This window comes from Biomaibacter sp. TOL, from assembly GCF_059717795.1.
The window spans coordinates 2,956,038-2,968,405 of the sequence record NZ_AP046092.1; the positions used below are offsets into that span (position 1 = coordinate 2,956,038).

Annotated in this window: 6 protein-coding genes; all 6 read left to right on the forward strand. The window is 45.3% G+C overall.

The features are described from left to right. The first annotated feature begins 13 nt into the window (after positions 1–13). Complete coding sequence (locus AC6I1H_RS14620) at positions 14–1,087, forward strand: bifunctional phosphoglucose/phosphomannose isomerase (RefSeq protein ID WP_497738261.1); 1,074 nt, start codon at positions 14–16, stop codon at positions 1,085–1,087. A gap of 31 nt (positions 1,088–1,118) precedes the next feature. Further along, positions 1,119–2,048 carry a 1-phosphofructokinase gene (gene pfkB, locus AC6I1H_RS14625; RefSeq protein WP_497738262.1) on the forward strand — a complete coding sequence of 310 codons (930 nt, stop codon included), beginning with the start codon at positions 1,119–1,121 and terminating at the stop codon, positions 2,046–2,048. A 24-nt stretch (positions 2,049–2,072) separates the two neighbouring features. Beyond that, positions 2,073–3,143: a galactose ABC transporter substrate-binding protein gene (locus AC6I1H_RS14630; protein WP_497738263.1), complete on the forward strand. Its 1,071-nt coding sequence runs from the start codon at positions 2,073–2,075 to the stop codon at positions 3,141–3,143. A gap of 78 nt (positions 3,144–3,221) precedes the next feature. Next, positions 3,222–4,736, forward strand: a complete 1,515-nt coding sequence (locus tag AC6I1H_RS14635) for a sugar ABC transporter ATP-binding protein (RefSeq protein ID WP_497738264.1) — start codon at positions 3,222–3,224, stop codon at positions 4,734–4,736. Between the two features lie 74 nt (positions 4,737–4,810). Beyond that, on the forward strand, positions 4,811–5,815 hold the full coding sequence (mglC, locus tag AC6I1H_RS14640) for a galactose/methyl galactoside ABC transporter permease MglC (RefSeq protein WP_497738265.1): 1,005 nt from the start codon (positions 4,811–4,813) through the stop codon (positions 5,813–5,815). 96 nt (positions 5,816–5,911) lie between these two features. Continuing rightward, positions 5,912–12,103, forward strand: a complete 6,192-nt coding sequence (locus tag AC6I1H_RS14645) for a glycoside hydrolase family 2 TIM barrel-domain containing protein (RefSeq protein WP_497738266.1) — start codon at positions 5,912–5,914, stop codon at positions 12,101–12,103. The last annotated feature ends 265 nt before the right edge of the window (positions 12,104–12,368 follow it).

Here is a 12,368-nt window from a genome sequence, read left to right on the forward strand (position 1 = left end):
AGGAGGACTGCAATTGATAGACTTAAATGATGTAGAAAAAATCCGACAAATAGATACTATGGATTCTTTAATTACCACCGAAAACTATGATGTTCAATTCGGTGAAAGCCTCGATCTGGGTAAAAATTTTGAAATAGAAAACCCCGGCAGAAAATTTCATGAAATTGTAATCCTTGGCACCGGCGGAGGTTCGTCGGTGGCGGGAGGCCTCCTGAGATCATACCTTTTTGATGAACTGGAAATCCCGGTAATCGTAAATCAGGGATACAATGTGCCAGCTTTTGTGGACAGCGATTCTCTGATATTTGTGGTTTCTCATTCGGGCAACACCGAAGAAACCCTGGCTGCTTACGAGCAGGCTATAAAAAAAGGAGCTTTCATGATAGCCATTACTTCGGGCGGGAAACTGGCAGAAATGTGCCGAAATGACGGCGTTCCGACCCTTATTGTACCCTACGATATAGGTCATCCCCGCCGTGATATAGGATATATATTCATTCCTATGCTGGTGATTTTATCAAAGCTCGGCCTTATTCAGGATAAGGAAGAAGAAATCCGAGGACTCATACAACTATTATCCACCCTCAAAAAGAGGTATGGAGCCGAGACTCCGGTAGAGCAAAACCCGGCAAAACAGATAGCCATGGACTTATACGGCTATATACCCCTGGTGTACGGTTCCCTGGATTACTACGATTCGGTGGCCTGGAGGATAAAAAACCAGTTTGGGGAAAACAGCAAACTCATGGCTTTTTACAATGTCATCCCCTGCCTGCATCATGACGAAGCGGTGGGGTGGGATATGCCGCAGGAGCTGATCTCAAAATTTTACCTTCTTATGCTGAGGGATGATCTACTGGATAGTCCCAAAATTAAAAAGAGGAAGGACATAACTCTGGATATATTGAAGAGCAGGATGGGGAAAGTGAAGGAAATCTTTGCCGAAGGCGAAAACAGGCTTTGCCGCATGTTTTCCCTGGTATATCTGGGAGACTTCATTACCCTTTACGCACCCATCTACCGGGGAGTGGACCCCACTCCGGTGGATGTAATTAATCTGTTCAAGAAAAAAATGGCCCAACCGTAATTATGTCTCTGTTCGAAAGCGGGCTGATATTATGATACTTACCGTGACATTAAACACATCCATCGACAAGGCCTATGTTGTCGAAAACTTCAAAATAGGCGATGTGGCCAGGGTAAAGGAGGCCGTATACACCGCCGGAGGCAAGGGGCTCAATGTCACCAAGGTCGTTGCCGCTCTCGGAGAAGAAGTCATGGCGACGGGGTTCATCGGCGGCTTTGCCGGTGGTTTTATAGAGCATGAACTTTCAAAAATGAACATACCCCATGAATTTGTAAGAATCGAAGGCGAGACCCGGTCCTGTGTGAACATTATAGATGAGGCTACCCATGTGCATACCGAACTGCTGGAGCCGGGGCCCCTTCTTACACCCAAAGATGTCGAAAGATTTATAAACTTATATGAAATCCTCCTGCAGCGGGCCGATGTGATAACCATGTCGGGCAGCGCTCCAAGGGGAGTGGATGTAAATATATATAAAACTCTGATAAAAATAGCAAGAAATTACGGAAAGAAGGTGATACTGGACACCAGCGGAGAGTATTTGAAAGGGGGGATAGAAGCAGGGCCAACACTGATAAAACCAAATAAAAAGGAAGCCGAACAGCTCCTTGATGTGATTATAGAAAGTCCAGAAAAAGCTGGGGCTGCTGTCAGAAAACTGCAGAATATGGGTGTAGAAATGCCGGTTATATCACTCGGCTCAAAAGGAGCTGTGATGGCATTTGAAAGCGAAATCTTGTATGCACCGGCGCCCAGAGTACATACCGTAAATACAGTAAGTTGCGGTGATGCAATGATTGCGGCTTTTGCCGTGGCAATGAAAAGAAATTATGATGCTAGACAGATGCTGAAGCTGGGCGTTGCGGTATCCGCCGCCAAGTCAATGACAGCGGAGACTGGCGGATGCAAAAGAAAAGATGTCGAAATGATGTTAAATGAGGTTTCAATCAATAAAATATAAAAGTTAAAGGGAGAGTGAAAATTTATGAAAAAGACCGTATATCTAATTTTGGCGCTTCTGTTAACTTTCTCAATCATTTTAACGGGATGCGGAAAGGCTACCTCCGGAGGATCGGAGCAGAGCTCGGGCAGCTCCCAGAGCGGCGAAAGCCAGCAAAGCGCTGCACAGCCTTACATCGGCTGCGCTATATACAAATTTGACGACACATTCATGACATCGGTCCGTGACACCATCGCAAAAGCTGCTGAAGGTAAAGCGAAGGTCGACATCGTAGATAGCCAGAATTCTCAGCCCACCCAGAATGACAAGGTTGACCTTTTTATAAGCAAGAAAGTGAACGCGCTTGCCATAAACCCGGTGGACCGCACGGCTGCAGGGGTTATAATCGATAAGGCGAAGACAGCGAATATCCCTGTGGTATTTTTCAACCGCGAACCGCTGGCTGATGATATGCAGAAATGGGATAAAGCGTATTATGTAGGGGCAAAGGCGGAAGAGTCCGGAACAATTCAGGGCCAGATCGTTGTAGATTACTGGAAGGCTCATCCGGAAGCCGACAAAAATAAGGACGGCGTGATGCAGTACGTCATGCTGAAGGGCGAACCGGGCCACCAGGATGCGGAACTGCGCACAAAATATTCGATTAAAGCCGTTGAAGATGCAGGCATTAAAACCGAGAAGCTGGCGGAAGACACAGGAATGTGGGACCGCGTAAAAGGGCAGGAAAAGATGGCCGCCTTCCTTGCAGCACAGAAAGACAAGATTGAAGTCGTATTTGCAAACAACGACGATATGGCGCTCGGAGCTATAGAGGCATTGAAGGCAGCCGGATACTTCAAAGGCGACAAATACATGCCCGTCGTGGGCGTTGACGCTACAGCACCGGGGCTTCAAGCGCTGGAAGACGGAACGATGCTGGGCACCGTGCTGAATGATGCCAAGAATCAAGGGAAAGCAACTTTCATGTTGGCGTACGTCCTTGCTCAGGGGCTTGTTCCTGACAGCAGCAACGTGGGGTATGAAATAACCGACAACAAGTACGTATGGATACCTTACAAAAAGATAACCAAGGAAAACATAAACGATGCGAAATAAGTATTGAGTCGGGGGCAATGCGGGCCTGCCTTGCCCCCTTTTTATCAATACAATAAAACACAAAAAGGTGAAGTATATATGGCTGATGAATTTGTACTCGAAATAAACAACATATCCAAGGAATTCCCCGGCGTCAAAGCGCTCGACGACGTGACGCTGAAGGTCAGAAAGGGTACCATACACGCACTGGTAGGAGAGAACGGCGCGGGAAAATCAACCTTGATGAAGTGCCTTTTCGGGATTTACAAGCCAGACTCCGGAGAGATTGTTCTGAATAAAAACAGGGTAGAGATAAACAGCCCCATCGATGCGCTTAAAAACGGCATATCCATGATTCATCAGGAACTTCATCCCGTGCCGTACAGAAATGTCATGGAAAACATATGGCTGGGGCGGTTTCCTCAGAAAAAATATGGGCCTGTAAATTTTGTCGATCATAAAAGGATGTACGACGATACAAAGGCGCTTTTGAAAGAATTGAACATAGACATAAAGCCGAATGAAAAGGTTGCAAGCCTGTCTGTTTCAAAAATACAGCTTATGGAGATTGCAAAGGCAATATCCTATGACTCAAAAATAATCATAATGGACGAGCCGACATCGTCACTTACCGAAAACGAAGTGGAGCATCTTTTCAAGATTATAGATGACTTGAAAAGAAGAGGCGTTTCTATAATTTATATCTCGCACAAGATGGAGGAAATATTGAAGGTGGCCGATGAAGTGACGATAATGAGGGACGGAAGGCGCATAGGAACATGGCCTGCTTCGGAGCTCAACATAGATATGATAATCTCCAAAATGGTCGGCAGGGACCTCACCAACAGGTTCCCCAAGCGCCAGAATGTGCCGGGAAAGGTCAAGATGAAAGTTGAAAACCTCACGTCAACGGTTCCCAATTCCTTTAAAAATGTTTCTTTTGAATTGAGAGAGGGCGAGATACTGGGAGTCGGCGGTCTTGTCGGCGCTCAGCGGACTGAATTGATAGAAGCCATATTCGGGTTAAGACAGGTAGAGCATGGAGACATATTTATAAACGGTGAAAGAGTGGATATAAAATCGCCCATAGATGCAAAAAAGCACAAAATCGCGCTCTTGACAGAAGACCGTAGGCTTACAGGCATTATACCCATGATGCCGGTGCTGGAAAACACAGCCATAGCAAATATATTAAAATACGTAAAACCAAATCTTCTGCTGGATGACAAAAGGATGAAAAGCGACGTTGCAAAAGCTGTGGAACTGCTCAGGGTAAAAACACCTTCTTTGAGCAAGTTGATAAAAGACCTTTCGGGAGGAAATCAGCAGAAAGTGCTTTTTGCCAGATGGCTGCTGACAGAACCGGAAATATTCCTGCTGGATGAACCTACACGAGGTATCGACGTAGGGGCAAAGTATGAAATATATACAATAATCGCAGATCTGGCAAAACAGGGCAAAAGCATAATAATGATATCTTCAGAAATGCCAGAACTCCTGGGGATGTCCGATAGAATAATGGTCATGTGCGAAGGCCGCCTGTCCGGCATTATCGATGGCAATAAAGCTACTGAAGAAGAAATAATGAGGTTGACCACAAGGTTTATAGCCTGACTGGGAGAGGATAGCATGAATAAGAACTCATCACTATTTGTGCCGCCAGCGGTAGCGGCGGAATGGAGGTTAATATGAGGACTGAGAATGTGAAAAAGGCCACGGAGTTTGTTTCGCAAAATTTCATATATATATTTTTGCTGATGCTTATAGCAGCGATTGCAATCGTAAATCCGATGTTTCTGTCGCTTACTACATTGAGGGATATACTCCTGCAGTCGTCGACAAGGGTGATTATCGCCATAGGCATGTTCTGCATCCTGCTCACCGGCGGTGTAGACCTGGGCGCGGGCCGGGTCATCGGGCTTGCCGCTGTGCTTTCGGCTTCGATGCTCCAGACACCCGAGTATGCGAGGAGATTCTTTCCTGACATGCCGCAGCTTCCGCTATGGCTGCCGATAATAATTGCCGTCCTGGCCGGAGTAATGGTAGGCCTTTTAAACGGCACGATCATTTCAAAATTCAGCGTCCCTCCGTTTATTGCGACCCTTGGAACGCAGGTAATAGCATACGGCATTACATCTATATATTTCGACCTGCCGCCAAACAACTCTCAGCCAATAGGCGGCTTGAGGAAGGACTTTACATTTTTGGGTTCCGGCTCCATCGGGCCAATACCCATAATAGTAATTATAGCAATAATAATTGCTGCTGTTGCCTGGATAGTTTTCACCAGGACGTCGTTCGGAAAATATACTTACGCCATTGGAGGCAATAGACAAGCTGCGGAAGTATCCGGAATAAACGTGAAACTCATGCTTCTTCTCATATATACCATCGCCGGCGCATGCTTTGGATTTGCTGGAGTGCTGGAGGCGGCAAGGACCGGCGGAGCAACTAACAACTATGGATTCATGTATGAATTCGACGCCATATCAGCTTGCTTTGTCGGGGGCGTATCCACGACCGGGGGCGTCGGGACTGTTCCGGGAGTATTAGCCGGTGTGCTCATCTTCGGCGTAATAAACTATGGCCTCACTTTCATCGGCATTAATCCATACTGGCAGTATATCTTAAAAGGTATAGTAATCGTAGTGGCAGTATCCATTGATATCAGGAAATACCTCGCGAAGAAATAGAAATTCGCTCATTGATTCAGTGGTGGAATTTGGAGGGGAAGATGCAACGGTTAAATTATGAGAGAAAAATTTGGGATTAAGAAGGAGGCAGACTTTGTGTGGAAAAAGTGGTTGACAATTCTTGTGCTCAGCATCTTCGTATTGACAAACTTGCCTGTGGTTGCATTTGCGGATGTTATAACATTCAATGAATGGAGCGGAGGAACAACGAATGTACCTATCGTTCAGGTAAATCGGGAAAGCACACATGCTACCCTGATTCCGTATAAAGATTCGGAAACCGCATTGAGCGAGATTATGCGGGATGCCACAGACCCGGATAATCCTATAGGCTTTAAAAAGGAGACAGATTATTTAAGGCTGTTGAACGGCGTATGGAAGTTTAAACTAGTTCCGAGGCCCGCAGATGCTACTGATAATTTTTATGAAGAAAATTTCGATGTTAGTTCATGGAATGACATCGATGTTCCAGGCAACTGGCAGACCCAGGGTTTTGTCCCCGGAAACAAGGTTTCCCAGGACTTTGATACCCCGATATATACAAATACTACATTTCCATGGGTATTCGCAGAAAGCCTGAACGCATCAAGTGCGCCTGCACCCACGGCATACAATCCGGTTGGAATGTACAGGAGGACATTTACGCTTCCGGATGAATGGGATGGCAGAAGGGTATTCATTTCATTCCAGGGAGTTTCCGCAGGTTTTTATGTCTGGATCAACGGACAGGCGGTCGGTTATAGCGAGGACAGCATGTCGCCGGCAGATTTTGATATAACGGATTATGTTCATCCGGGAGAAAATATAATTGCTGTCAAGGTTTACAGATGGACGGACGGAAGCTATCTTGAAGATCAGGACCAGATCCGTTTGAGCGGCATATTTAGGGATGTTTTCATTTATTCAACGCCGAAGGTTCACATAAGAGATTTTAAGGTTGTAACCGACCTCGATTCCGATTACAAAGACGCAAATATGACCATAACCGCTTTTTTGAAAAATTACGATAAGAACTATGCCGGCGGGTCGTTTACGGTGGAAGCCATGCTCTACGACGAAAACGGAGAGCAGGTTTTCAATCAGCCTGTAAAGATGAATTACAATCTTGGAAGTGGCCCCTCGGAGGCTTCAATATCAAAAAGCAAGATTGTTTCGGACCCGAAAAAATGGTCAGCGGAACATCCAAATCTGTACAATCTTGTTCTGACATTAAAAGATTCATCAGGAAATGTGCTGGAAGCCGAAGGCTGCAAGGTTGGTTTTCGTGAAATAGAAATAGTAAACAGTCAATTGAGGATAAACGGCAAGCATATAATGCTTAAAGGCGTGGACAGATGTGAAATCGATCCCCAGACCGGCAAGTATATCCCTGTAGAAACGATGCTGAAAGACATAAAGCTAATGAAGCAGAACAATATAAATGCAGTAAGGTGTTCGCATTATCCAAATGATCCGTACTGGTATGAACTGTGCGACAGAATCGGAATTTATGTTTTGGATGAAGCAAATCTTGAGTCACACGGCGCAAGCGGCACAATACCTGCCAGCGATTCCAAGTGGACCAATTCGTGCGTGGACAGGGTCAAGAATCTGGTGGAAAGAGACAAAAACCATCCTTCAGTTATCATTTGGTCGCTGGGAAATGAGGCGGGCAGCGGCAGCAACTTCAACAACATAGCCGCATGGATCCATGCAAATGATCCCACAAGGCCAGTCCATTACGAGGGATATAATAGCGTGGCAGATATATACAGCAACATGTATGCCACAAAACAGACAGTGGCAAGCTACTGCTCAAACCCGTCAAACACGAAGCCTTATATACAGTGCGAATATTCTCATGCAATGGGGAACAGCGTGGGAAATCTGCAGGAGTACTGGGAAGTATATGAAAGCTTTGATAAGTGCAGCGGAGGCTTTATATGGGACTGGGTCGATCAGACTCTGTGGAAGGATACCGCAACTGTAACCAAGGATAAAAGTCAGAACGGGTTTGAAGCGGAGCTGACAGGAGTCTTGAGCAGCGGAAGAACGGGAAATGTTGATGACAAATCAATTCACGGATGGATGACCCTGCCGAATTCTTCGGCGCTCAACATAAGCGGGACAAATCCGATAACGCTTGAATGCTGGGTGAAACCCACTGCAGCAGTTATAAACAGCGAGTATATAACAAAAGGGGATACGCAATACGCGCTGCATTTTTCAGGCAGCAGCCAGCAGATAGAATTTTATTTGTATAAATCAAACACATGGTATACAGCATCTTACAAAATTTCAAATATACCCAACTGGGTTGGAAACTGGCATCATCTGGCAGGAACATATGACGGGAACACGTTGAGATTGTATGTGGATGGTGTGCAGGTCGCCACGAAATCATGCTCAGTCGGAAGCGGGAGCAATTCATACGCCGTGTCCATCGGGAAAAATGAAGAAAAGAGCACCTACATGAGCGGATTGATTGACGATGTCCGCATATTTAAAAAAGCTCTAACAGGTTCAGAAATCTCAGCAGAGTACAATGGAACTTCCAGCTATTCGCCAGATGATCAAGATGTCGTTTTGTGGATGGATTTTGATGAATTTGAATCCAAAATGAACAATCCAGAAGATAACCCGGGCGGAGCCTCTAAATATCTTTCATACGGAGGGGACTGGGGAGATTATCCAAATGACGATAACTTCTGTGCGAACGGCCTGATACTCGGAGACAGAACGCCCAAACCGCAACTTACGGAAGTGAAGCACGTGTACGAAAACATCGGGGTGAGTGCGGTAGATATTCTGTCCGGACAGGTTGAAATAAAGAATAAGTTCTTGTTTACCAATCTGAATGAATACGATGCTTCCTGGGTATTGAAGGAAGATGACAAGATAATAGAACAAGGCGATTTGCCCAAACTCGATATAGAGCCTCTTACTAGCAAGGTTGTCACCATTCCGTTTACAATGCCGCAGGAAACAAAGCCAGGAGCGGAGTACTGGCTGACAATAAATTTCACACTGTCTGAAGACATGTGGTGGGCACCGAAGGGTTATGTTATCGCATCGACACAGATGCAAGTGCCGTTTGAAACACCCCAGTTGAATAAAGTAGACCAGGCGTCAATGCAGGATCTGACGCTCAACGAAACATCTTCGTCTGCGGTAATAAGCAACAGTGATTTTCAATTGACTTTTGACAAAACAAAAGGAGCCATTACTTCATTTATCTTTAAAGGAAAGGAACTATTCAAAAGCGCCCTTGAGCCAAACTTCTGGAGAGCGCCTACGGACAACGACAAAGGCTGGGGAATGCCAAATACGTGCAGCACTTGGAAGACTGCAGGGCAGAACAGGACCGTTACCGGTGTCACGGTACAGCAGGTTTCAAGCAAAGAGATTGATATTTATGTGACATCAACGCTTCCCACAAGCACGACATCAAATTACACCAACACATACAAGATATTTGGGAGCGGCGATATTCTTGTCAATGCAACACTTGTTCCGGGATCATCATCACTGCCGATAATACCGGAAATCGGAATGGAAGTGCAATTACCCGGTGAATTTGAAAACATGAAGTGGTACGGCAGAGGGCCGCAGGAAAATTACTGCGACAGAAACAGCGGCACACAGGTGGGAGTTTATGAGAGCACGGTATCTGAACAGTTCTTCCCATATATTCAGCCTTCTGAAAATGGCAACAGGACGGATATTCGCTGGCTGACATTGACGAACGACGATGGAACTGGGCTTATGGTATCTGGAGACATAGATTCTGCTGAGCCATTGATTGAAGCTAGTGCACTGCATTATTCGGCGTCTGAACTGGAGAGTAAGACTCATCCATTCCAGTTGACAAAGAGCGACGATGTATATCTTAGAATAAATTACAAGCAGATGGGAGTCGGCGGAGACGATAGCTGGAGTTCCAACGCCAAGCCGCATTCGCAGTATCAACTTTCGTCGAGCAATACTTATTCTTACAGCTTTAGATTAAGGCCTGTAACGAATGAAGAAGACCCAATGGAATTAAGCAAGATGAGCCTTTCTATACTTTCGGATAGCTCAGTTAGAGTTTCGAGTATAACAGTAAGTGGGAAAAACAATCAGAATAAAATCTCACTGCCTGGAGGAACATTGCAGATGCAGGCGACTGTATCGCCATCAAATGCCGCAATACAAACAGTGACATGGTCTGTATACAATGCCGACAATCCTGACAAGAGCGACATTGCAGAAATAAGCAAGAGCGGGCTGCTTACGGCAAAGAAAGACGGAGTAGTGGTTGTTGTGGCCAAAGCAAATGACGATTCGGGCGTATGCGGCACTGCCGAAATAACAATCGAGAATCAGGGAGCAAAAGTTATTTCTCAGGGAAAGACGGTCATGGCCCTGACAAATGAATCCGGTAACATACCGAGTTTTGGAAACGATGGAAGCACAAGTACGAGATGGTGCGCGTCGAGCGGGTCGACTCCGCAGTGGTGGCTGGTCGATTTAGGAACAAGCTGCAGGATTGTTGGTTCTCAGGCAATCTGGGAATTGGGTTCAGTTGCATACAAGTATAAGATAGAATCATCGGATGATTACTCTAAATGGACGACGCTTGTAGACAATACAAATAATACTACAGCGCAACAGGTGCAGAATGACGTATTTCCGGAGGGCTCAAAGGGCAGGTTTGTCAGGATAACGATTACGGGTATGTCTTCTTCAAGCGCATGGGCATCCTTTTACGAATTCAAGGTATACGGGTACTCATCGTCCGCTTCAAATACACCAACGGCTATACAATTAAAGAGTGCAAGCGGCAAGTATTCTATAGATTCGGCAAAGGGTTCGCTGCAACTTTATGCTGTAGTATGGCCAAGCAATGCTAATCAGACAGTAACTTGGGCGGTGTATAATCCTGACGGTTCAGATACTGATTTAGCTACTATAGATGCTAACGGGCTTTTAAAAGCAACAGGAGAAGGCAACGGAACAGTTAGGGTCTATGCGGAAGCAGAAGAGCGCGATGAATATGGGGATGTTGTATCAGATAGTGTGGATATAAAAATAACAAATCAGTTTGTGCTGGCTGAGTCAATATTGGTGAGAGGTTCAGAAAATGTCGATATTATTAATACAAAAGGCGGAACACTACAGATGTGTGTGGAAATAACACCGAACGAAGCCAGTCAGACAGTAACCTGGGCGGTATACAATGAAGATGGCTCAGAAACAGATATTGCAGAAATAAGTAATACGGGTCTTTTGAAAGCATATAAAGACGGCGTTGTTAAAGTAGTAGCAACTGCAACGGATGGTTCCGGCGTATCAGGCTATACTTACATTACAATCGTAAATCAACAGGAAAACACCGCTCCATTAGCTCAATCAATAACAATAAAAAGCAGTTCAGGCGCTGCCTCGATTTCAACAAAAGGCGGGACGCTGCAAATGATTGCAACCGTGCTGCCGGAAGGAGCAAATCAGACAGTAACCTGGGCGGTGTATAATGAAGACGGTTCAGCAACTGATAAGGCAACTATAAGTACTTCAGGGCTTTTGACTGCAAAAAAGAACGGCTTAGTGAAAGTAGTAGCAACGGCTGTAGATGGATCAGGAGTAAGCGGAACCTTCAATGTGACTATTACAAACCAAACATCAAGCAGCGGAAGCAGCGGCAAAAACAAAAAAGAAAGCAGTTCCAAAACAACGACAACAACATCCGGCCAGGAAACTCAAACGACACAGACAACGGCCGAACAGCAGGAATTTGCCGACCTGACAGGCTATTCCTGGGCTAAAGAGGCAATAGAAGACCTTGCTGGAAAAGGCATAATAAAGGGAACATCCGCAAAAACATTCGACCCCGGCAAAAACATAAAAAGAGCTGATTTCATGTTGATGCTGGTGAGGGCATTCAATCTGAAGGCAAGTTTTAAAACGAATTTTAAAGATGTTGGAGAAAACGACTACTACTATGACGCCCTCGGCATAGCAAAAGAACTCGGAATAGCCACAGGCACAGGCAAAGACATATTCAACCCAAGAGGCCAAATTACAAGGCAGGATATGATGGTGCTGGCATACAGAGTGATGAAACATGCAGGAAAGATTTCAGAAACAGGAACAAGAGCAGACCTTGCCGCTTATTCGGATGCATCAGAAGTAGCGGATTATGCTGTAGAAAGTGTTGCAGCACTGGTTAAACTTGGAATAGTAAAAGGCGACAGGGCATATCTAAATCCAAAAGGCACTGCAACTCGAGCAGAAGTAGCCGTGATAATATACAGGATGCTCAGCCAGTAGCAAAGGTCGCGAGAATCAAAGGTAAAGTCAAAATAGAGCATTAAAAGCGGAGATGGTTTCATAGCGGAGATATGAGAAACCGAAAGAGAAAATGGGTGAGGCATTGTGCGCCTCCTAATATGTTTCCAGCTAGTTTTAAGGATAACACATTAAATATTTTTAAATTGAAAATCAGAAATAGTGACATAACTGTGCTAAATAGCCTGGCTGAGCTAGTAGAACTGCAATAAAAAAACCTGAGGTGGCGGCACTAAAGATAAGGTGC